Annotated in this window: 16 protein-coding genes; 8 read left to right on the forward strand and 8 right to left on the reverse strand. The window is 44.2% G+C overall.

The features are described 5' to 3' along the window. Positions 1-112 precede the first annotated feature (112 nt). Positions 113-1,219, forward strand: coding sequence for a flavin reductase family protein (locus CCS90_RS14345; protein ID WP_099020267.1), 1,107 nt, complete (start codon positions 113-115; stop codon positions 1,217-1,219). A 38-nt stretch (positions 1,220-1,257) separates the two neighbouring features. Further along, a complete protein-coding gene (locus CCS90_RS14350; RefSeq protein ID WP_099020268.1) occupies positions 1,258-2,367 on the forward strand; it encodes a fatty acid desaturase family protein in 1,110 nt (369 codons plus the stop codon). A gap of 21 nt (positions 2,368-2,388) precedes the next feature. On the opposite strand, the gene CCS90_RS14355 is transcribed toward CCS90_RS14350, so the two are convergent. Then, positions 2,389-3,006, reverse strand: a complete 618-nt coding sequence (locus CCS90_RS14355) for a fumarylacetoacetate hydrolase family protein (protein WP_099020269.1) — start codon at positions 3,004-3,006, stop codon at positions 2,389-2,391. 15 nt (positions 3,007-3,021) lie between these two features. Continuing rightward, entirely contained in the window at positions 3,022-4,644 is a 1,623-nt protein-coding gene (locus CCS90_RS14360) for a M28 family metallopeptidase (RefSeq protein WP_162846855.1), read from the reverse strand. 184 nt (positions 4,645-4,828) lie between these two features. Here CCS90_RS14360 and CCS90_RS14365 point away from each other — a divergent pair, with 184 nt between their 5' ends. Continuing rightward, positions 4,829-6,286, forward strand: coding sequence for a choice-of-anchor Q domain-containing protein (locus tag CCS90_RS14365; protein WP_099020271.1), 1,458 nt, complete (start codon positions 4,829-4,831; stop codon positions 6,284-6,286). Positions 6,287-6,328: 42 nt separating this feature from the next. Here CCS90_RS14365 and CCS90_RS14370 read toward each other — a convergent pair whose 3' ends face one another. The 4 genes from CCS90_RS14370 to CCS90_RS14385 all read right to left on the reverse strand — a co-directional run bounded on the left by CCS90_RS14370 (position 6,329) and on the right by CCS90_RS14385 (position 12,731). Continuing rightward, the gene (locus CCS90_RS14370; RefSeq protein WP_218961671.1) at positions 6,329-7,150 is read right to left on the reverse strand and encodes an SdrD B-like domain-containing protein; all 822 of its coding nucleotides are present in this window, start codon (positions 7,148-7,150) and stop codon (positions 6,329-6,331) included. Next, positions 7,092-7,571 (reverse strand): SdrD B-like domain-containing protein, encoded by a 480-nt coding sequence (locus tag CCS90_RS14375; RefSeq protein WP_099020273.1) that lies wholly within the window; start codon positions 7,569-7,571, stop codon positions 7,092-7,094. The genes CCS90_RS14370 and CCS90_RS14375 overlap by 59 nt, the downstream gene beginning before the upstream one ends. Further along, entirely contained in the window at positions 7,459-11,475 is a 4,017-nt protein-coding gene (locus tag CCS90_RS14380; RefSeq protein ID WP_099020274.1) for an SdrD B-like domain-containing protein, read from the reverse strand. The genes CCS90_RS14375 and CCS90_RS14380 overlap by 113 nt, the downstream gene beginning before the upstream one ends. Positions 11,476-11,834: 359 nt before the next feature. After that, complete coding sequence (locus CCS90_RS14385) at positions 11,835-12,731, reverse strand: RluA family pseudouridine synthase (RefSeq protein WP_099020275.1); 897 nt, start codon at positions 12,729-12,731, stop codon at positions 11,835-11,837. 499 nt (positions 12,732-13,230) lie between these two features. Here CCS90_RS14385 and CCS90_RS14390 point away from each other — a divergent pair, with 499 nt between their 5' ends. Next, positions 13,231-16,176: an Rne/Rng family ribonuclease gene (locus CCS90_RS14390; protein ID WP_442757013.1), complete on the forward strand. Its 2,946-nt coding sequence runs from the start codon at positions 13,231-13,233 to the stop codon at positions 16,174-16,176. A gap of 74 nt (positions 16,177-16,250) precedes the next feature. Here CCS90_RS14390 and crp read toward each other — a convergent pair whose 3' ends face one another. Then, the gene (crp, locus tag CCS90_RS14395; protein WP_099020277.1) at positions 16,251-16,979 is read right to left on the reverse strand and encodes a cAMP-activated global transcriptional regulator CRP; all 729 of its coding nucleotides are present in this window, start codon (positions 16,977-16,979) and stop codon (positions 16,251-16,253) included. A gap of 92 nt (positions 16,980-17,071) precedes the next feature. Further along, positions 17,072-17,926 (reverse strand): chorismate transformation FkbO/Hyg5 family protein, encoded by an 855-nt coding sequence (locus CCS90_RS14400; RefSeq protein ID WP_099020278.1) that lies wholly within the window; start codon positions 17,924-17,926, stop codon positions 17,072-17,074. A 257-nt stretch (positions 17,927-18,183) separates the two neighbouring features. On the opposite strand from CCS90_RS14400, the gene cysS reads away from it, so the two are divergent. The 4 genes from cysS (at position 18,184) to CCS90_RS14420 (ending at position 23,569) form a co-directional block, all read left to right on the forward strand. Beyond that, positions 18,184-19,563, forward strand: coding sequence for a cysteine--tRNA ligase (cysS, locus tag CCS90_RS14405; protein WP_099020279.1), 1,380 nt, complete (start codon positions 18,184-18,186; stop codon positions 19,561-19,563). Next, positions 19,560-19,985 carry a SufE family protein gene (locus CCS90_RS14410; RefSeq protein WP_099020280.1) on the forward strand — a complete coding sequence of 142 codons (426 nt, stop codon included), beginning with the start codon at positions 19,560-19,562 and terminating at the stop codon, positions 19,983-19,985. The genes cysS and CCS90_RS14410 overlap by 4 nt, the downstream gene beginning before the upstream one ends. 504 nt (positions 19,986-20,489) lie before the next feature. Continuing rightward, on the forward strand, positions 20,490-21,536 hold the full coding sequence (nagZ, locus tag CCS90_RS14415; protein ID WP_099020281.1) for a beta-N-acetylhexosaminidase: 1,047 nt from the start codon (positions 20,490-20,492) through the stop codon (positions 21,534-21,536). Between the two features lie 23 nt (positions 21,537-21,559). Further along, positions 21,560-23,569: an FAD-dependent oxidoreductase gene (locus CCS90_RS14420; RefSeq protein ID WP_099020282.1), complete on the forward strand. Its 2,010-nt coding sequence runs from the start codon at positions 21,560-21,562 to the stop codon at positions 23,567-23,569. Positions 23,570-23,707: the final 138 nt, after the last annotated feature.

The raw sequence follows: 23,707 nt of genomic DNA on the forward strand, positions 1-23,707 counted from the left end.
ATATACTCTAAAAACCAGATATATAGTCATTTAATTTATAAAAGCCATAATTTTACCTTGCATGAATGATATTTAAGTGTACACTTGTACGCTCAAATAACAGGATTAAACCATGTCAACACCGACCAGTTTCAGCCGCCACAAAAAATGGGTCACCCAAGCGTTGACCAACCACCAAAGTTTCAAAGCTTATATTGAACCTTTGGTACAAATGGTTAAACCGAGCTGGCAAGCCAGCGATTGTAATGCTGAAGTTATGGACCTTCGTAACGAAAGCGAACAGGTGTATAGCTTGGTACTCAAGCCCAGCAAAAAGTGGATGCGTCACACGGCAGGACAATACGTACATATACAAGTCACTATTGAAGGCGTCAGGTACAATCGTACTTTCAGTGTATCCAGCTCCCCAAAACACCACGAAGTTTCAGGCTTGATCGAATTAACCATACGCAAACAAGAGCATGGCAAAGTCACTCAATGGATGGCTCAAGGATTAAAGGTCGGCGACCACATCAGTCTGACTCAGGCGCAAGGTGAATTCACCTTGCCGAACCATCAAGAACCCTTGTTATTGATAGCCGGAGGCAGCGGCATCACGCCTTTTCGCAGTTTTTTACAACAACTGGCTGCAAGCCATTCAACCTCAGACGTTCACTTGATTTATTACAACCAATCTATTGCGCCCTTGTTCGCCATTGAATGGCAACAACTGAGTCAAGCGCATCCCAATTTTAAAATCAGTTTAATTGACACGCAAATCTCAGGTTTGATTTCTGCCCAACAACTGCATAAAACTTGCCCTGATTTTGACCAAAGAAAAGCCTATTTGTGCGGGCCCCATGGCCTGATCACCACCTGCAGAGACTTGTTGATTGAACATGGCGTCGCAAAAACAGATATCTACCATGAGCTGTTTGGACCAAAACCAGTATCTAAACCGCCATCAATCACCAACCAAAATCAAGCATCAACTGTGACTTTCGCCCAATCAAACCGACTCGTGAACGCGCAGTCACAGCAATCACTGCTGGAATTGGCAGAGGCCGCTGAATTGAACCCGCCCAGCGGTTGCCGGATGGGAATTTGCCATCAATGCAAATGCAGCAAAAAACAAGGCGTGGTCTACAACACCCTCACCAACACCTATTCAGACACAGGTACTGAAGACATTCAACTGTGTGTTTCGATAGCCGTTGGTGACGTGACTTTAGACTTTTAACCACAGACAGACTGAATCAAACTTAAACAGGCAATACTATGAAGCACAAAGAATCAATAGACTTTACCGCTTTGGCGGATGAATTTGATCAAATCAACGCATCCGTTAAAAGTCAACTTGGCAGCCAAGATGCTGACTACATCAGGCGCATCATCAAAATCCATCGTTTGGCAGAAATCAGCGGCAGAATCATTCTGATGTTGTGTTTCTTCAGCTTGTGGTTTCTCCTTCCAGGCATGCTGCTGCTGGCCTTGGCAAAAATATTAGACAATATGGAAATTGGACACAATGTGATGCATGGTCAATACGACTGGATGAATGACCCCAACATCAATTCCAGAAATTTTGAATGGGACATTGCCAGTGATTCAGGTTCATGGAAGCGGGTTCACAACCATGAACACCACACTTACACCAACATCATCGGCAAAGACCGTGACTATGGCTATGGTTTACTGCGCATGAGCAATGACTTACCCTGGCGTAAAAAAAACCGGTGGCAGTTTTTCACTTATTTGAACTTAAGTCTGCTGTTTGAATGGGGCATTGCTTATCATGAGCTGGCTGCAGAAAGGGTTTTCGTCGGCAAGAAGAAAAAAGACCGCACCAGCAGCTTGTCTGACAGCGAGCTAAAGCGCATGTTTTTTAGTAAAGCCGGCAAACAGCTGTTTAAAGATTATGTGTTCTTCCCATTATTGGCAGGCCCCATGTTTTTGTATGTGTTGGCTGCAAATGTCGGCGCCAATTTAATTCGAAACTTATGGACATCAACCATTATATTTTGTGGCCACTTTACTGAAAACGTGCAGACATTTACCGAAGCAGAGTGCAAAGGAGAAAGCAAAGGGGAGTGGTATTACCGCCAAATGCTGGGGTCATCCAATTTAACTGGGCCTAAGTGGTTTCACATCATGACAGGTCATTTAAGTTGTCAAATCGAACACCATCTGTTCCCTGACATTCCTGCCTTCAGGTATTATGAATTGGCACCCAAAGTGGAAGCCATAGCAGCCAAATATGGCATCCCCTACAATTCAGGCAGTTTCTTCAAACAATACGGCACTGTATTACAACGGATTTGGACATACTCGTGGCCAGACAAAGCCGCTCATAAAATCAATGAAGATCATCAACAAACAGAAAATTGATCAGCATTGTACGATCCGTGGTCAGCGGCTGACCGACCAGGTGCTTTCAACCAACAGTTTTTCACCGCTGTAAACTCGACCAACAAAATCATCGCCAGCATTTATTTTGCCCACACCTGCTGGCGTGCCTGTCATTAATATATCACCATCTTCTAAAGTCATGAATGCACTGATGTTATTTAGCAGTTCATTGGGTGAGAAAAGCATCATTGAACACCCACCTTTTTGCTGCAGTTGTTCATTAATAAACAGCGCCAAGTGCAAGTCTTCAACAGAATCGGGTATCAAGACAAATGCACCAAAGACTGCGGACTGATCAAATGCTTTGGCACGCTCCCAAGGCAATCCCTTGATTTTGAGTTGATGCTGAATTTGACGTTTGGTTAAATCCAAACCCAGACCCACAGCAATCAACTTGCCGGATTCAACTAAAAATGCCAACTCAGCTTCGTAATGCACTTCATCACTGCCCTGCAGGACCAGTTCGGATGAAATGGCTGAGTTGGGTTTAACAAAAATAACGGGTTCTGTCGGTGTGGCATTATTTAATTCCTTAATGTGCTCGGCATAATTTCGCCCAACACAGACCACTTTAGAAGGTGAAATTTTGCGGCCATCGAAGTTGATGTGATTTTTCATGTCCTCACCCACCCTTCAATCATTTTTTATGGTTGCAAAGAAACTGTCTTTATTCCAACTGGGTCTTTCTTCTGCATTGGCTACCTCCGAAACGATGACCCGATTGATGGCAACAAATTTGGCAGCTACCTCATAGTTAATCGGCAAATCCAATTGGTCCGACGGCTTGTGATAGTGTTGCATCCTAAACTCTTGGCTACTCACTTCATGCGCTTCAAACACCATATTGGCATTGTCAGCGGTTACCAGAAAAACGGCAGGGATGCCTTTTTTCACAAAGCTGTATTGATCGCTGCGCACAAAAATACTTTGTTCTGGCATGGGGTCAGGAATTAAATTCATGCCATGCTGTTTCACAGCACCTTCAATCACACCCCAGAGACTGCTGTGTTGGGCACCAAAGCCAATCAATTGATCAAACGCATTGGTCAAAATAGGCATGTCCAGATTGATATTTGCCACGATGCTGTCAATCGGTACCGTCGGGTTGTGCGCAAAATAATCAGAACCCAACAAACCTTTTTCTTCAGCCGTAACCATGGCAAACAATATGGACCGTTTAGGGCGTTGATTCAGCTGGGTAATTTGATACGCCATTTCCAACAAAGTAGTCACACCAGCGGCATTGTCCATGGCGCCATTGTTGATTTTATCACCCAATTCGATGTGCGTAGAAACACCAATGTGATCGGTGTGCGCACTGAGCAAGACATATTCATCTTTCAAAACAGGATCCGCACCTTCTAAGATTCCAATGACATTTGGACTGCTGATTTGACTGTGAGAGGATTGGTAGCTGATGCTTGCAGTTAAGCCCATGTTTTGCGCTTTAGGCTGCTCCCCTTTTTCAGTTTGCTCAATGATCGCGTCCATATCCATACCTGCCAATGCAAACAATTTTTTCCCAGACTCAACACTCAACAAGGCCGCTGCCATAATCTCGGGGTTGCCTTTACCAATGGCTCCTTGTGCATTGATCCAACTGATTTTAGGTTTATCTATATACGCCTTGCCTCGATCAAAACCCCATATCTTTTCCATCTGTGGGGTGCTGACTGAAATCACCGCAATGGCCCCTCGGTCAACCAAGGCCTGTGTTGATGTGCGCGAATAATGAGCACCTTCTTCGCTGGGAAAAGTAATGGGTTTACCGCGCAAAACCACGGCTATTTTCCCTTGCAAATCGATTTGATCAAAATCCGAATAATTTAAAAACGGTGCATCAATACCAAAACCGGCAAAAACCAACTCAGCGGAAACCGCAGATTCAGTTCGACTGACATCTGCACCCACTAAAAATTCTGACATAAACTTGAATTCATGCTCCCCCGCATCATGGCTGACCATCAATTTCGGTGAGTCCAAATCCAACAAAGCCGATTTGAATGGTACGCGTTGCTGATAACCACCATTATCACCAGCGGGTATAATGCCTAACTTGGCAAATTCAGTGGCAATGTATTGCGCAGCTATTTCATGTCCAACACTGCCAGTGTCTCTACCACGCAATAGATCGGATGCCAAAAAATCCATATGGGCTTCAAATCTTTGGGCTGTGTCTGAATGGGCATCTGGCGTTACCAGCAATAAACAGGTACAACTGATCAACAAGGCATTGAGAATGAATTTAAGGGTCATGGGCTGTGTCGGTATAAGTGGGAATACTGTCATCTTATCGAAAACAATTTAATTATTGAATAGCTCACAAGTCATTAACTCCAAAAAACCAATTATGTTGGTATAGGCGGGTATTTTGTGAAGCAACCTACAAAACAATTTGGTAAATAAGCTAAAATCTGTTTACTTTTTTTAGCTGATAATTATGAGAGCCACCAATCTGAACCCACTGTTACTCACCTTACTTGTTGTTGCATGCCCTCATGAGGCTTTCGCCGGCGGTGTCCCATTCACCTCGGACGACCTCAATTTAGAATCGGCAATTAACAGCAATGCGGTTGTATTGGATCTATTGGGTAATGACGACAGTGGTATCAACAATGATGATTACAAGGAAGTGATTGCCGTTTGTGACATCAACAGTTCAGATCAAGACTGTACGGGTAACAGTTACTCGGATGCCATTGGTTCCGTCAGCATCAATGGTACCGGCAACAACAACAATGTTGTGCTGACCTCTGACGGCAACGCATCAGCACTGTTTCAATTTAAATACGTGATGCAAAACAGTGCATTTTCTACCGGCACTGCTGTTGCTGAAGTTGCTTTGTCTTATGTAGAAGTGAACAGCTTGTCAGATTCCGGCAGTGGTGGTTGCGACAGTGCAGAATGCACACTCAGAGAGGCCATTGTGTTTGCGGCCAATGATGGAGAAGCATCGCTCATCAACTTCGCCAGAGACTTGAATGGAACCATAGTGCTCAGCAATCAACTGACCATAGACTCAATAGATTTGTCGATCATCGGACCCGGAGCGAATTCAATCACCGTATCAGGCAACGATCAAAACCGTGTTTTTATGGTTCCAGCTGGCAGTGAGCGTTTCTTTATGTCGGGCCTGACCATCAGTAACGGCAAGACTTTTGTCAATGACTCAGGCGCAGGAATATTGATTGAAAATGCCACAGAAACTCGTTTTGAGAATTTAAGAATCACCGACAACGATTCAATACAAGACGGTGGAGGTCTGTTTATCTCAAATGCAGGTTTCATCATGATTAATTCAGAGATCAGTCTCAATTCAGCCAACAACAATGGTGGTGGCATAGCAATTTCAGGCGGCTTTGGCAACGAGGTCATTATTGAAAATGTCACCATCAGCAACAATCAATCCAGCAATTTTGGCGATGGCTTATTCATCAACTCAAGTTCTGGCCAAAACACACTGCTGCGATTCGTCACAGCAGCATTCAATTTTGGTGGAATCACCGACAACCACATAGCTGGGGCGGGCAATGTAACCATAGAGTCCAGTGTCTTTGACCCTGGCCTTTCTATACCAAATAGCAACAATATCACCAACAATTCTATTTTTAAAAATTTAAGTGACGGCAATATATTTGGCAGCAACAACTTAACTGACACTGATGATTTATTTTTAGAGCCTTTGGCAGAAATCAACAATTCTGGTTTTTATGGCCACAGCTTCGACACCAACAGTTTGCTCTATAACCATGTTGATAACATGATTGGCAACGCTGGCTGTGAGGTTACTGTTACCAGTGATCAATTTGGTAACCCCAGACCTACCGATGGTCAATGCGATGCAGGGGCCTATGAATATATATACATTGATCTGATTTTTACCAACGGCTTTGAATAACAAACCTACCCCCAGACCTGTCAGGTCTGGGGGCAATTAAACTTAACCCCTTGCTGTTCTGAGCTTAAGAGCTGTAATCCCACCTAATGACAGCATCATCAAAAGCAAGCTCCACCAATGATTTATCGGTACCTGCACAGGTGGTCCTCCTTGGATAACCACAAATTCTACTGGTTGGCCCACTGGATTGTTGGTACTGATAGATACTGTTTGTGTTTCCGGTGTTGTTGGAATGTTGCAATCAGTCAACGATGCATCACTGGTGTCATAACTTAATAGATAACAAGCTTCTGGGTTAGGAGGCGCTGGTGACAATGCCACAGGCAAGTTATTGAATGAAAACACCCCATTGGCATCCGTTAAGGTGGAACCCACCGCTTCATCACCGATCGCATCACAATTGAAATCCCTGTCTAAGGTTACAGTTACTCCGGTAACCGCCTCGCCAGGGTCTTGAGAACCGTTTTCTGGATTATCATCACAATATAACAAGCCAGAAACTTCACCGTTGTTGGCATATACACCTGCATCAATAGTTGAGTCATTCATGGTCAAACTGATGTTTTGTAATTGGCCATCGGCTGGGTTGGCATCAGAATCCACACCATCGTCGCCACCTTGATTGGCCAGGGTAAACACATGACTGGCCGGTAAACCACTGAATTGCACGCAATAGGTTCCAACATCCAATCCGGTGAACTGATAATACCCATCATTGGCAGGCACTCCACCGTTGGCGGTCGTGGTGCTGTCCACTGCCGGCGCAGTACAAGTCGCGTTATCAAACAGCTCGACTGTGATGCCATTAACTCCGGGCTCGCCACCATCTTGCAGGCCATTCTGGTTGNTGATAATACCCATCATTGGCAGGCACTCCACCGTTGGCGGTCGTGGTGCTGTCCACTGCCGGCGCAGTACAAGTCGCGTTATCAAACAGCTCGACTGTGATGCCATTAACTCCGGGCTCGCCACCATCTTGCAGGCCATTCTGGTTGTTGTCGTACCACACAAAATCACCCAAGGACAATTGGTCATCGAAGCCAAAATTCACATCGGTGACATCAGGTGTTACCGTATCTAAATCTGGGCCTAAAGTGGTGGTGGTTATAGCGGTATCACAAACACCCAAGTCAGGATCACTGCTGTCCACTTCAACCACATAACACAAGGCATTACCCGCCGGCCCGACCGGTAAGCCACTGAATAANCGCAGTACAAGTCGCGTTATCAAACAGCTCGACTGTGATGCCATTAACTCCGGGCTCGCCACCATCTTGCAGGCCATTCTGGTTGGTGTCATACCACACAAAATCACCCAAGGACAACAGGTCATCGAAGCCAAAATTCACATCGGTGACATCAGGTGTTACCGTATCTAAATCCGGGCCTAAAGTGGTGGTGGTTATGGCGGTATCACAAACACCCAAGTCAGGATCACTGCTGTCCACTTCAACCACATAACACAAGGCATTACCCGCCGGCCCGACCGGTAAGCCACTGAACAAATAATCACCAGTGGGGTTGTTGGTTGCCAGGCTCACCGCAGTGCCAGGTTCAGCACCATTGACGGTGTTTGAACAGTCAGTGTCTTCATACAAGGTCACCGTGATGTCAGACAACAAGGCATCGCCATCACCTGCATCGTAACTGGTGTTGGCATTGGTGGCTGACTCACACCAGGCCAAACCTGCGATTGAGCCATTGCGGTAAATACCGGCATCAATGGTTGAATCATCCATGGCTAAATTGATGTTTTGTACTTGGCCATCGGCTGGGTTGGCATCAGAATCCACACCATCGTCGCCACCTTGATTGGCCAGGGTAAACACATGACTGGCCGGTAAACCACTGAATTGCACGCAATAGGTTCCAACATCCAATCCGGTGAACTGATAATACCCATCATTGGCAGGCACTCCACCATTGGCGGTCGTGGTGCTGTCTACTGCCGGCGCAGTACAAGTCGCGTTATCAAACAGCTCGACTGTGATGCCATTGACACCTGGCTCGCCACCTTCTTGCAGGCCATTCTGGTTGGTGTCGTACCACACAAAATCGCCCAAGGACAACAGGTCATCGAAGCCAAAACTAACTCCGGTTACTGTGGGAGTAACGGTATCTAAATCTGGACCTAAAGTGGTGGTGGTTATAGCGGTATCACAAACACCCAAGTCAGGATCACTGCTGTCCACTTCAACCACATAACACAAGGCATTACCCGCCGGCCCGACCGGTAAGCCACTGAATAAATAATCACCAGTGGGGTTGTTGGTTGCCAGACTCACCGCAGTGCCAGGTTCAGCACCATTGACGGTGTTTGAACAGTCAGTGTCTTCATACAAGGTCACCGTGATGTCAGACAACAAGGCATCACCATCACCTGCATCGTAACTGGTGTTGGCATTGGTGGCTGACTCACACCAAGCCAAACCTGCGATTGAGCCATTGCGGTAAATACCGGCATCAATGGTTGGATCAACATCACTTAAATTGATGTTTTGTACTTGGCCATCGGCTGGGTTGGCATCAGAATCCACACCATCGTCGCCACCTTGATTGGCCAGGGTAAACACATGACTGGCNACCGTGATGTCAGACAACAAGGCATCACCATCACCTGCATCGTAACTGGTGTTGGCATTGGTGGCTGACTCACACCAAGCCAAACCTGCGATTGAGCCATTGCGGTAAATACCGGCATCAATGGTTGGATCATCCATGGTTAAATTGATGTTTTGTACTTGGCCATCGGCTGGGTTGGCATCAGAATCCACACCATCGTCGCCACCTTGATTGGCCAGGGTAAACACATGACTGGCCGGTAAACCACTGAATTGAACACAATAATTCCCAGTTCCCAACCCATTGAATTGATAAAATCCATCATTGGCGGGTACCCCGCCATTGGCGGTCGTGGTGCTGTCTACTGCCGGCGCAGTACAAGTCGCGTTATCAAACAGCTCGACTGTGATGCCATTAACTCCGGGCTCGCCACCATCTTGCAGGCCATTCTGGTTGGTGTCATACCATACAAAATCACCCAGCGATAAATTTTCCTCAAAATAGTAATCATTATTTAAGTCATTGGGGGCATCTTGTGTTAATTGTGCCTGAGTGTTGTCTGTTGGACTACCCAAGGAATCACAGGCCATTAAATCGGTGTCATTAACATCAACTTCACTGACATAACAAATGGGCGATCCAGTTGGTCCAGTGTTTAAACCACTGAACAAGTAATCACCGTCACCTGAGGTTGTGGTTGTATTGATTGCAGCACCATCTGCTGTACCATCACATCCCAAGTCATTGAATAAATTAACAGTGATATTATTCAAGCCTTCACCTGCTGTGAAGGTCATGTCACCTGTACCAATTGGACCATCACACCAAACTTTGTCTCCTACACTGCCAGGCACTGAAACGCCCATATCCAAGCTGTCGTTGTTGGTGGTTAAATCGAAACTGTTTAGACACAAGGTACCAGGATCCACATCTGAATCAAGTCCATCATCTCCACCTTGATTGATGGCACTGACAATTGCACCAGCAGGCAGGTTGGAAAACTGCAATGAATAAGTTCCAGGAACAAGATCTTGTAAGGCATACAAACCTGCCACATCTGTGGTGTCTGTGATGCCTGTAGGGCTGCCACAACCGGCTCCCAAGTGTAATTCTACTTGAACACCTTGGACGCCAGGCTCACCGCCATCCTGAATGCCGTTTTGATTGCTGTCATACCAAACAAAATTTCCAGCCTCAAAAGCACACATCAATATATCAACATCTCCAAACAGGCCTTTAGCAAGTTGATTGGGATCTCCATCTAGATCTGCCACCAATGAATCGTACAAATCTCCTGGGCCTGAGGTCGGCATAAATTGGTAACCGTAGTATATTTGTCCACCTCTCAATGACAAAGCGTCACCGGTAGATAAAAAGTAATCGTCAATTCCACTCACTTGAGGAGGCACAATGGCATTGTATCCCCAGGCAGCGCCGCCTCTGGCATTGATCCCATGATACTCAACTAAATTGGGACCAGACATGAATGATATTGACTCACCAATACCATACCTGGACTGATTGCCGACCACTGACCACACCCCTCCAGACAATGACCACTCTGTTAATCGCGACCTGTGCGCCAGGGTCTGAGGGACTGATTCATCAAAACCGGTTTCAGACAGGATAACCCGCGTACCCGTCCGGTTGAACTCTATATCAGCCACGGGCATGCTGTAGTTATCTGTGAAAGTGACTGTATTCGGTTGGTTCAGTTGATCTTCTTGAGTGACATTCAAGTCTGGCATGGTGATTTGCAATTGATCAGTACTCGCATCTATAGCGTTGGTCAAATCCAAAGCCACTGACCTGATGGTATTTGGCACCGTATTGGCAGTACCCTCTTCAGCACCATCCACAGCCCAAACTGAATAATACAAACGGTTATCACCTGGGTTCCAAGCCAGACCTAATATACGTTCTCCTCTGGGTGCCATAACGCCGGGTAAGGTATCTTCCGGGATCAGGCCATCGATGTCAGGATTATAAATTTGCAAAACGGCAGGCGCACCGCTCAGGGTTGGGTCAATCCGATAAATGGAGCCAGTGTCCATGCCCACCACAAACAATTGGTCAGTGCGCTCATCAAATGTGACATAACTGGCACCAAAATTCTCCAAAGGATTAACGTCCGTGGTGATGTTAACGATTAAACTAACTGCACCAGAGGTGCCATCGATACGATAAACCGCTGTGATACCAGGAGACAAGGGAGCCACTGTAGAATTTGGTGCTGGTGGCGTTCCCCACAGTCGCGTTGAAGCCGTATAAATATCGCCATTGACAGGGTTAATTGCCACTGAGAAAACTTCTTGCTCGCCAGTACCAGCTATATTGAAATCGGATGGCGCCCAACTTGATACCATCGGAGTATTTGGGTTTTGGTCTATCGGCCAAATTTCACCGTTGTTAAATCTTGTTCCGTAAGATGTGACATCTTTGATGGCCAAGGTGTCGTTTATCAATGATCCGGGAACCCCAGGTTTACAAGTCAACACAGAGTAACCGTTTTGTATCAGCCGAGAGCTGATATCTACTGGACAACTTTGTTGCGATTGAACGTCTGTATTTACCAAAAAAAACAGACAGAACATAGAAACCAGGCAAACCCTCTCAGTTTTCAACATTTTTTTCTCCAATCAGATAATATTTTTAAAAATTCAACCCCTTACAAATGTACTTTCAATCACTTATTTTATATATTAATAAAATAATATTGTCAAATTCAAATGATATTTAGGTTTTCGTGAAAATTTTGTGAAAACATCGACTGACATGCACACAGTTAAGCTGCAGTTGATACACATTTAACCACCATAAATTACTTAGATTAAACAGAGAGGATTTATAAAAAACAAGAACTGAAATGCTTTACAAATACAGCAATGTAGTGATTTGCTGTCTCGATCAACCGGGTGTTGTTAGATGCTTAAAAAGACAAAACCATTCAACTCAGATGATTAACCTATAAAAACACCTCTCGATTTTATTTGACTGACTGAAATTGATTAAACGTTTGCTTAAACACATCTGGCACATCAACCTGCCAATCGCGACTTAAAAACTGCAAACTACTGGCATGTAAATACAAAGATCGGTCAAGCGTCGAATCAGATTTTCCATATAAGCTGTCTCCCAAAACTGGACAACCCAAATATTGGGCATGAACACGAATTTGATGGGTTCGACCTGTCTCTATCTGGCATTTAACCCAACTGAGAGAAGGCTGAATCACGATGGGATTGAAATGGCTTATGGCAGGCTTACCCCGAGGGTCTACCAACACAGTGCGAATGCCACCTTCCCGATGATCTGTGAACAAAGGCTGTTCTACAGTCACTGGAGCTGGAAGTGCTCCCAGTAACAATGCATCGTAAGTTTTAGTCACTTGTTGGGTTTTTAAAGCCGATTGAAAACGAACCAATGCCTGACGACTTTTTGCCAAGAGCAAACACCCGCTGGTGTCTTTGTCCAGTCGATGTGCCAATTGCGTGTTTTCATAACCAGGGATTGATCCAATGATTTCAATCACTCCCATTTTGTGACCGGTTCCTGTATGTACAGCCAGACCAGCTGGCTTATTCAACAAGAGATAATCTTTGTCTTCAATAACCACATGCTGCATTAAATCGGATTGCCACTTTGGGTCAACCTTGGCTTTATTTGATTCAACGAAGAAGATGCTGGCAGGAATTCGTATCGCATCTCTCGCAGCAAGTTTATGTAATGGCTTCACTCGTTTACCATTAACTCTGATCAGACCTTTGCGAATTAATTTATACCAGTTTGATTTTTCAATGTGTTTACGCTGTTTCATCAGATAATTATCCAATCGTTGCCCCACATCATTTTCGGTCACTTCAAAAATTGGTTTTTTATCCATATTCCTTACTTTTATCAGATAATTATGCGATTCATTGAAAATAATGTTAAAATCTCGCGAATCTTGCAACCAGAGGTTGGCAAGTATTTAAACTGAAGGCTCAAAGTTAACTTGTGAGCCCGAGATTATACGATTTAAAACTGTTTAGTTCCAAGGAGTCGAATGATTAATTCGCAGGAACCAAGAATCATTGGAATGATGATAAACAACCACTGAATGGAACGAAACCATTTCAGTCAAAAAATAACTTGCATACGGTGATACACATAAATATTTTATGGTTCACCATCGATAAGCGACCAAAAACACCGCGAGTGGTTATTGATCAGGAATTAATCATATATTCCAAAGCTTGTTACAAGCTGAAAATACATAACCGCGTCATCGAATCCAACTGCCCACCGCCTTATTGGCCTGTGGACTGTTAAATTATGCTTATTTGGCATCACTGAAAAAGGTTCATCGTTCCTATATTAAAAAAGGAAATAAGATGAAAAGAATGTTAATCAATGCAACGCACACCGATGAAATCCGTGTTGCCATAGCAGATGGACAAAAACTTTACGATTTAGATATTGACTCAGCGGGCCATTACCGCAAAAAAGGCAACATCTACAAAGCCAAAATTACTCGTGTTGAACCCTCATTAGAAGCCTGTTTTGTCAACTACGGTTCAGAACGACACGGATTTTTACCCTACAAAGAAATCAGTCCTGCCTATTGCAAGCAAGCCCCACGTGGCAAAGCCCGCTTACCCATCAATGAAGCCCTGCGAGAAGGCGATGAAATCATTGTACAAGTGAATAAAGAAGAACGTGGCAACAAAGGTGCTGCCTTAAGTACATTCATTTCACTGGCGGGTCGTTATTTGGTTTATATGCCAGGCAACCATCGCGCGGGTGGAATATCCCGTCAAATCCGTGGCGAAAAAAGAAACCAATTACAAGACATCATGCGTCGTTTAGAAATTCCTAAAAATGACGGCGTGATCATCAGAACAGCTGGGCTAGGCACTACTTTTGAAGAATTACAATGGGATTTCAATTACTTAAAACAAGTTTGGGAAGCCATTGGAACAGCCGCGGAACAAAAGAAAGGACCTTTCTTTATCTACCAAGAAAGTGACTTATTCATCAGAGCTTTGCGAGACTACTTACAACCTGATATTGGTGAAATCCTGATTGATGATCGCGATTCCTATGAGAAAGCCCGTGAATTCATGCAGCAGGTGATGCCACACAATTTAAAAAAACTTTCCTATTACAATGACACCACACCATTGTTTTCAAGGTATCAAATTGAACGTCAAATTCAATCGGCTTTTGAACGTGAAGTGAAATTACCTTCAGGTGGTTCTCTGGTGATCGATCAAACCGAAGCCCTGTTATCTATTGACATCAATTCAGCCAAAGCCACCAAAGGCATCGATGTAGAAACAACCGCTTTGAACACCAATTTAGAAGCAGCTGATGAAATTGCTCGACAATTAAAAATACGTGATTTGGGTGGTTTGGTGGTCATTGACTTTATTGACATGCGCAGCAACAAAAATCAACGTGAAGTTGAAAACCGAATGCGTGATGCCGCTGATACCGATCGTGCCAGGGTACAAATTGGAAAAATATCCAAATTCGGTTTGTTGGAAATGTCTCGTCAAAGACTGCGATCTTCGATTTCAGATTCCAGCCAAATCACTTGCCCAACTTGTGGTGGTCATGGTTTTATTCGTTCCATGGAGTCTTTGGTTATTTCAATCATCAGGTTGACTGAAGAAGAAATGATTAAACCAAAAACTGGGCGCGTCATTATCCAAGCCCCAGTAGACACAACCAATAAAATATTGAATGAAAAAAGAACCGAATTGTCTGAAATGGAAGCACGTCATGGCGTACAAGTATCTGTCATTTCAAATGACAACTTAAGTTTCCCAGATTTCCATGTACAAAGACTCAATACCAATGAATCGCATATCAGCATTGACTCCATTAAGCTGGTGAAAACCGAAGATTGTCACAAAGCAGTTTCTTTGGACCCACCTGCACCTACTCAAGAAAGCCCAGCTTTGAGAATGGTTAAACCCAATACACAAGCACCAAAACGCTCTATTGGTCTGATGATTTCTTCATGGTTCAAAACTTTATTTGCTAAACCCAGCAAAAAAGGTAAAAACCCACAGAAAAAACCTTACAAGAAAAATAACCAAAAAAACAACAACCGGAAGCCTAATACACGCAACCAATCCAGTAATGCGCAAGCCAATAAAGGACCAGCGGCTAAACCTCAGGGCAGGAACAACAGAAACAACAAAAACCAAGGCCAAAAGAACAACAATCAAAAACCACAAGGCCAAGGTAAAAAACAAGCGGTTAAACAAAACCCCGGTAAACAGGCCAATCAACAAAGTAGCCCAAATCAGGCCAAGAAAAACCCCAACCAAAATAACAAGCCGGTTCATAACAATAACAACAAAGATAACCAAGCCCCTCAAAAACCACAACAAGGTAAACAGGGGAATGACAATGCCAACAACAAGACCAACAAAGGCGGCAAGTCTATCTATGGCAACAAAAACAAAAAACGCAACAACAAACCAGCTGAAGCCCCAAGTCAAAACCAAGAAACAGATGCAAATACAGTGAAGAAAATGACAAGACCATTGGGCAGTGTGGCTGAGTTGGCGGCTAAAAAGGATCCTGTGGTGCCATCAGGTGCCATGAAAAAAAGACCCATTGACAACATCAATGTTGATGAAAAAATCAATGGCGGTGCAAACAACAATACGGAAGCCAATTCGAATCCAAGCCAAAAAGCAAACGATGAACACAATGCCAAGCCAAAACCTCGAAAAGGCAACAACAGAAAACCCAAAAACACGTCACCAGAACAAAATGATTCTGCTGCAGTAGACAATAAGGCGGTTGAAAGTCAATCCGATGAGGGCCAATCAACTGGAACCAAGCAGGAAGCGCCGAAAAAAGCACCCGCTAAGAAAAAACCAGCCAAGCAAGTAGCCTCTAAGCAAACACCGGCTAAAAAGACCGCCGCTAAACAAGCTGCACCTCTACAAGCTGCACCTCAACAAGCTGCGCCTCAACAAGCTGCGTCTAAACAAGCTGCACCTAAACCAGAAGCACCTAAACAGGCTGAGCCTAAACAAGCTGCACCTAAACCAGAAGCACCTAAACAGGCTGAGCCTAAACAAGCTGCACCAAAGCAAACTGCACCTAATCCGGCTGAGCCTAAACAAGCTACACCAAAGCAAACTACACCAAAACCAGACGCACCTAAACAGGACATGCCTAAACCAGATGCACCTAAACAAGCTGAAGTTAAACCAGTCGAAACCAAGCAAGCTGAGCCAAATAACAAAGCCCCTGCGACTAAATCAGCCATCACCGCTGAAATGGTTAAACCAGGTATATACAAAGCCAAAAAGAAAGACTGATCAATTCATTTGATGACAATAAAAAAGCCTGATTGAATCAGGCTTTTTTTGTGCGTTTTAGATTGTAGTCGGTATTAACTGATAGATGGTTTGTCTTGACGATCATGCAGCACCACTATGGTGTGTCCTTTAACAGCTAAGTTCCCTTGTTCACTTAAATCTTTTAACACCCTTCCCGCCATTTCTCGAGAACACCCCACAATTCGTGACAATTCCTGTCTGGAAACTTTGATTTGCGTTCCATCTGGATGAGACAATGCAGCAGGCTCTTTGCACAAATCCATTAAGGTGCGAGCAATTCGTCCGGTGACGTCTAAAAATGCCAATCGGTGAACTTTTCGAGATGTTTGTAACAAACGGTGGGTCAATTGAGTCCCAATCACATACAAAATGTGTTTGGCATCATCCTTAAGATCAGATTCAAACAATTGACCTAAGCGCAAATAACCAATTTCAGCCACTTCGGTTTTTTCTTTTGATTTAACCATCACTTCGCGGCGCTCGGTTTTCATGAACAAACCCATCTCACCAATGAAATCACCTTTATTTAGATAAGCCAAAACCAATTCTTTCCCCTCATCATTCTCATATGAAATGGTTACTGAACCGCTGACAATATAATACAAAGTATTGGCTAAGTCGCCAGGGCGAATGATAGTGGTTTTATTGGGAAATTTCCGCCGATGACACATGGCCAAAAAACGATTCAAAGATTCTACATTCAGTTTGAAAAAACTGGAGTTTTGAAACCTTTCACTTAAATACAATTCATCAAAGGTGGCATCATTAAATGCATCCGACATGTTTATTTCCTCTCTTTTCTTACCAGCTTTTTCTCAACGTGAATAAGCTGATACACACAAATTCAATCAATGATTCTACTCTGTTTTACTGATTATTGGAACACAACCTCGCATTCAATCAATAAGTTTTCTCGACAAACGTCGCCATGTAAGACTATGTAGTTTTCAATTCCAAAATCAATAATTTTTGCTTCCACCAATCCTGCGTGCTCAACTTCCCTTAAATAAAATCGATACAATCCAGATTGGATTGGGTACTTGTTTTCATCTTCTGACAACAATACAGACACATTTTTCAAACATTCATCCAATTGCGCCAAAACATCATTCAAATGCAAAGTTTCATGCCCGACCACGCTGGCTGTACCACTGCACATCAAAACGGGGCCATACTTCATGGCTCGTGAAAAACGAGGTTGTTTAGGTGCGTATTTTTTGGGATATTCCCAAGCAGAAACTTGTCGCTTGTTTTCAATGACATGCCCAGCTTGTTTGGCGAACAAAAACACAAATACATTTTCACCATTGTGACTACCAATCGCAGTTGCTGCAGGATTCGGCGTGGTGAGTTGCTCAAATTTCTCTAACATTTCATGTCTGGCCACACAAAATGATTGGTACCGTTCCAAGCCATTGTCTGAACCATTGATGTCATGTAAATAATTCCAAGTCCTGATCAAGTGCGTACAACGGTTTGCTTTACTTGATTGAAATGCCTGTTCATAGGCCTGTTTAGTGACTGTCTCAATGTTGCTCTCACTGGAGTTGTAAATAACTGCCAAATGGTTCTGGCTGGTCATTTCGCCACCTGAGTCTGTTTTAAGCAACGACACCTCAGCACCATCGATCCAGTATTCTGAATAGCCAGCTGAACGACACAAGACTTCCAATGGCAATATGGCTACATTGGCCTGGTGACTGTGATCCGGCAGATATTTAAAAGTCATCAGGCTGTGGTGGTCTGAGCTCTTAACTACATGTAATGATGAATTCGATTTCACTTATTTAACATTCAGTCCTTAAAAATAAACAGGTCAACATTGACCGCCGGGATTCAGGCCACACATTATCGTCAATTCAATGAAAGATAACAATGCCAAGAAAAATATTTATCACACAGAACGGTAAAAGTTATCCTCATTGATGACTGCTTCACTTAAAATAGGCAATTTATTCTCAATCTAAGCTCGACTGAACAACCATCATGGCACTACATCTACACAACAGCTTAAGCGGCAAGAAAGAATTATTCACCCCCATTGACCCACAACGCGTCACCATGTACCTGTGTGGACCCACGGTTTACAATTATGCCCACATTGGCAATGCCAGACCTGCGGTGGTTTTCGACGTGCTGAATCGTTTACTCAGGGCACATTACCCACATGTGGTATTTGCACGTAACATCACTGACATTGATGACAAAATAAACACTTTTGCCAAAGAGAATAATTGTTCAATCAAAGACGTGTCTTCAAAGTATGCCAAGGCTTATAACGAGGACTTAAAGGCTTTGGGCGTAATGATGCCAGACATTGAGCCTTACGCCACCGATCATGTGCCTGAGATGATTGTGATGATAGAAGACCTTATTAATAAAGGTCATGCATATGCAGCAGAAGGTCATGTGCTGTTCGATGTCACCACTTATACACATTATGGTGAACTTTCAAAAAGATCATTAGATGATATGCTGGCTGGTGCCAGGGTCGAAGTGGCGACATACAAACGCAATCCAGGTGATTTTGTGTTGTGGAAACCCTCTGATGCCAGCTTGCCTGGTTGGCAAAGCCCCTGGGGCCGTGGACGACCTGGGTGGCACATTGAATGTTCAGCGATGGCTGCCAAACACCTGGCCAAAACCATCGACGTTCATTGTGGCGGCAAAGATTTAATTTTTCCTCACCATGAAAACGAAGTGGCTCAAAGCTGCTGTGCCAATGACACCCGCCACTTTGCCAATTACTGGGTTCACAATGGTTTCATCACCATGAGTGATCAAAAAATGTCTAAATCTTTGGGCAACATCCAACTGATTCGCGAAGTGCTGGCTGAAATCAAAGGCGAAGTGGCCCGGTGGGTCCTGCTCAGTGCCCATTACCGCCAATCAGTTGATTGGACAGAAGATACGGTGGCACAAGCAGAAAAAACCATTGATCGCATTTACACCACTTTACGTGATGCACAAGCCATTGAGCATGATTCATCGGTTGGCATTGATGCTGAATTTCTGGCAGCATTGAATGATGACATCAACACACCCAAAGCTTTTGCCAGGGTCAACCAATTGGCAAAATTATTGGCCAATGCCGAATCAACTGATGAAAAAATTAAACTCAAAAGTACTTTACTCAATAGCTGTGAACTTTTAGGTGTGCTGCAAAATAACCCTGAAGATTGGTTCGCCGATAAACAAGCAGGCGGTGAAGACATCAAGGAAAAAGTAGAACAATTGATTGTAGCGCGCAAACAAGCACGCGCTGACAAAGACTGGGGGAAATCCGATGAAATCAGAGACCAACTCGACGCCATGGGCGTGGTCTTGGAAGACTCAAATGATGGCACCCGCTGGAGCATGAAATGAATGAAACAACCGACAATCCGATGGATGAGCAGCTAGAAATCATTGAAACTTTTGACATGTTCGATGATTGGCTGGAGAAATACCAGTACATCATCGACCTGGGCAAACGCCTAGAGCCAATGGATGAATCTCTCAAAATTGATGAGAACATCCTGCATGGCTGTCAATCTCAAGTGTGGCTGGTACATGAATTCAAAGACGGTAAACTCAACTTCCAAGCCAACAGTGATGCAGCCATCGTCTCAGGGCTGATCCATTTGGTGTTAACCATCTACTCTGGCCAACCTCCCAAAAAAATAGTCGACACCGAACCTGATTTCATTGAACTCATCGGCTTGTCATCTCACTTGTCATCTACACGAAGCAATGGTCTGAATGCGATGATCGAAAAGATCCAAGCGACTGCAAAGGCTTATTTGTAAAAAAACAAGTCATTGCGAGGGCGGCGCGACCACGGCAATCTGTCTAATTCAGTGACAGATTTATGAAATTACCACGTCGTTCCACCTCGCAATGACAGACTGTTTTAAAGAACCTCAGCTTTTTCACTCGACATAAATTTCACATTAATTTTTACACCATTGAAAGCCAATGAAGACCCAAGGGTATTCCTGTGCATTAGCCGGCTGGCTGAGCGCAGCGAAGTCAGAGGCGTTGCACCGAAAACCTAAGCCATACTCGCCGCGGTCGCTTTCACTTTGATTGATACACTTGAAAATCAGCTTCATTCAATAAAAGTGAATGAAGACCCAAGGGTATTCCTGTGCATTAGCCGGCTGGCTGAGCGCAGCGAAGTCAGAGGCGTTGCACCGAAAACCTAAGCCATACTCGCCGCGGTCGCTTTCACTTTGATTGAGACACTTGAAAATCAGCTTCATTCAATAAAAGTGAATGAAGACCCAAGGGTATTCGATTACAATCTCCACATGACTTATATTATGACTGGAATCGAAGGGTTCGAACTGACAGAACAAGACCTGACCAACCTAGATCACCCGCTGACTTGTGGGGTGATATTTTTCAAACGTAATTTTAAAAACTACGATCAATTGGTGCGTTTGGTCAATCACATCAGGGCGTTAAAAGGCAAAGATTTTATCCTCGCAGTTGATCAAGAAGGTGGACGGGTGATTCGCTTTGGCTTGCCGTTCACCCAATTACCACCACTCGGCTTAATAGGCCGTCAATTTGTCAACAACACCGATGCGGCCAAAACACTGTGTCATCTGCATGCCTGGTTAATGGCCACTGAACTATTGAGTGTGGGTATTGACCTCAGCTTTGCACCAGTTTTAGATATAGACAATGGCAGTGATGTGATTGGCGACCGGGCTTTTACGAACAACCCACTGTTGGTCAGTGAGCTGGCTGCACTTTACTGCAACAGCATGCATGCCGCTGGGATGAAAACCACTGCCAAACACTACCCTGGTCATGGCACCGTCAAAGCAGATTCACATTTTGAACTACCGATTGACAGCCGTTCACAAGCTGAGCTGTTTGATCATGACATGCTGCCTTTCAGTCAATTAATTCCTACTGGCTGTATCGATGCGATGATGCTGTCTCATGTTATTTATTCAAAGGTATGTGACTTACCGGCAGGGTATTCAAAAAAATGGCACCAAGAAATACTGCGCCAACAACAAAAATTTCAAGGTGTTTCAATCAGTGACGATTTGGGCATGAAGGCGGCTGAATGTGTCGGCGACATTCTCCAAAGGTACCAAGCTTGTGTCGATGCAGGGATTGATTTGACCCTATTATGTGAACCAAAATTGTGTTCGGACCTTTATTCAAACAATCGTTTGAAATATTTGCCCAACAACCCGGCAAAATTGATTAAAATAAAACGCTTGAAAGGTCAGTCAACACTGGACACACAACAACCATTTTGGCAACAAATGCGATGGCAACAGGCCAGAAAAGCTCTGGTTTCATTGATGGCAGACATCATTGGCCAAATTAAATAAGCACACAAACGAGACAATAAATCATGACCGCTGCAAACTACCCAAAACTCTTTGAACCTTTGAAAGTCGGCAACAAAACCATTAAAAACCGCGTTTTGATGGGTTCTATGCACACCGGTTTAGAAGACCGTGCAAAAAATTACCCCAAACTGGCTGAATATTTCAGACAGCGTGCAGCAGGCGAAGCCGGTATCATCGTCACCGGTGGAATCGCACCCAATATTTCGGGCTGGGTTGGTCCTTTCTCTGGCTTTCTGAAATATGGTTTTCAAGTTAAAAGACACCGATTGATTACTGATGCAGTGCACCAAGAAGGTGGCTTAATCTGTATGCAAATATTGCATTCTGGGCGCTATGGCTACCACCCATTCAATGTGTCGGCCACCGACAAACAATCACCCATTACGCCATTTAAACCCAAAAAACTAACTGAGAAAAAAATCCACAAACAAATCAAAGATTTTGTTAACTGCGCCAAGCTTGCGCAAAAAGCCAACTATGACGGTGTTGAAATCATGGGTTCGGAAGGTTACTTAATCAATCAGTTCATTTCTCCCAGAACCAATGACCGCGATGATGCTTGGGGCGGCAGTTTTGCAAACCGAACCAAGTTTGCTTTAGAGATTGTTAAACAAACGCGTGCAGCAGTTGGCGAAAATTTCATCATCATTTTTAGGTTGTCGATGTTGGAGTTGGTCAGCAACGGTTCATCGATTGATGAAGTGATTCAATTGGCTAAATTAATGGAACAGGCCGGTGTCAGCATCATCAATACCGGCATTGGTTGGCATGAGGCTCGGGTACCCACCATTGCCACCATGGTGCCCAGAGCTGGCTTTGCTTGGGTTACTGAACTGATCAAGAAAGAAGTCAATGTACCTTTGGTGACCACCAATCGAATCAACCACCCCCAAGTGGCTGAAGACATCATTCAATCAGGTAAAGCAGACATGGTTTCCATGGCCCGTCCATTCTTGGCCGACCCTGCCTTGGTGCAGAAATCCAGAACGGGAGATGTCAAAGACATCAATATTTGTATTGGTTGTAACCAAGCCTGTTTAGATCATGTGTTTAAAAACAAAATGGCCAGTTGTTTGGTTAACCCGGCAGCCTGTCATGAAGACGAATTTATTAAGCAGACACCAAAAATCAAAAAGAACATTGCTGTGGTGGGTGCTGGGATGGCTGGATTGTCTTGCTCAACCACATTGGCTGAAAGAGGACATCAAGTCACCCTGTTCGAAGCAGCTGATAAAATTGGTGGTCAATTCAACCTGGCTGCAGCCATACCAGGCAAAGAAGAGTTTGAACACACCATCAGTTATTTCACACACTTGTTGGATAAACATGGGGTTAATTTAAAATTGAACAGTCAAGTCACTGCCGCCGACCTGGCAGGTTTTGATGAAGTGGTCATTGCCTCTGGTGTTACGCCGCGTGTACCAGGTATAGAAGGCATCGACCATGCCAAAGTGATCTTGTACCATGACCTACTCAGTGGCCGCAAAACAGCTGGCAAAAAAGTGGCTGTGATTGGTGCCGGTGGTATTGGATTTGATGTTTCTGAATATTTATCTGTAGAAAATCCAGATCAAGCGCAAACCATAGATGAGTTCTGTGCTGAATGGGGCATCGACAAAAGCATTGAATCTGCCGGTGGCTTGGTAAAAGCCCACGATGAAAAATCGGCCCGTGAAATCTATATGCTGCAAAGAAAAACCAGTAAACCAGGCAAAGGTTTGGGGAAAACCACGGGTTGGATTCACCGCTTGGCCTTGAAGAAAAAAGGCGTTAAGACCCTTACTGGAGTCAATTACGAAAAAATTGACGACCAAGGCTTACACATCACCGTCAAAGAAAAGTCACAAGTTTTAGATGTTGATCACGTGATCATCTGTGCCGGTCAAGTCTCTAACAAAGACCTGTACCAAGAACAAGACAACTACCACATCATCGGTGGTGCCGATTTAGCCGCTGAACTGGATGCCAAACGCGCCATCAAACAAGGTACTTTGTTGGGAATGAAGCTTTAAATAGCATCAGGAATTGAAAACAAAACACTTAACTTAATTTCACTCAACTTTCCACACTTGGGCGACAGATTGTATGCTGAGCTTGTCGAAGTGTTTATCACTTTACCAAGCTGACGGAAGTTTCCAACTGTAGGCGCC

It is taken from the genome of Marinicella litoralis (genome assembly GCF_002591915.1).
GTDB classification, from domain to species: Bacteria; Pseudomonadota; Gammaproteobacteria; order Xanthomonadales; family Marinicellaceae; genus Marinicella; species Marinicella litoralis.

Coding starts and splice junctions, on each gene's coding strand:
- CCS90_RS14360 (WP_162846855.1), bottom strand. CDS start 4,644: ATGACCCTTAAATTCATTCTCAATGCCTTGTTGATCAGTTGTACCTGT.
- CCS90_RS14390 (WP_442757013.1), top strand. CDS start 13,231: ATGTTAATCAATGCAACGCACACCGATGAAATCCGTGTTGCCATAGCA.
- CCS90_RS14350 (WP_099020268.1), top strand. CDS start 1,258: ATGAAGCACAAAGAATCAATAGACTTTACCGCTTTGGCGGATGAATTT.
- cysS (WP_099020279.1), top strand. CDS start 18,184: ATGGCACTACATCTACACAACAGCTTAAGCGGCAAGAAAGAATTATTC.
- nagZ (WP_099020281.1), top strand. CDS start 20,490: ATGACTTATATTATGACTGGAATCGAAGGGTTCGAACTGACAGAACAA.
- CCS90_RS14355 (WP_099020269.1), bottom strand. CDS start 3,006: ATGAAAAATCACATCAACTTCGATGGCCGCAAAATTTCACCTTCTAAA.
- CCS90_RS14365 (WP_099020271.1), top strand. CDS start 4,829: ATGAGAGCCACCAATCTGAACCCACTGTTACTCACCTTACTTGTTGTT.
- CCS90_RS14385 (WP_099020275.1), bottom strand. CDS start 12,731: ATGGATAAAAAACCAATTTTTGAAGTGACCGAAAATGATGTGGGGCAA.
- crp (WP_099020277.1), bottom strand. CDS start 16,979: ATGTCGGATGCATTTAATGATGCCACCTTTGATGAATTGTATTTAAGT.
- CCS90_RS14410 (WP_099020280.1), top strand. CDS start 19,560: ATGAATGAAACAACCGACAATCCGATGGATGAGCAGCTAGAAATCATT.
- CCS90_RS14345 (WP_099020267.1), top strand. CDS start 113: ATGTCAACACCGACCAGTTTCAGCCGCCACAAAAAATGGGTCACCCAA.
- CCS90_RS14420 (WP_099020282.1), top strand. CDS start 21,560: ATGACCGCTGCAAACTACCCAAAACTCTTTGAACCTTTGAAAGTCGGC.
- CCS90_RS14400 (WP_099020278.1), bottom strand. CDS start 17,926: ATGACTTTTAAATATCTGCCGGATCACAGTCACCAGGCCAATGTAGCC.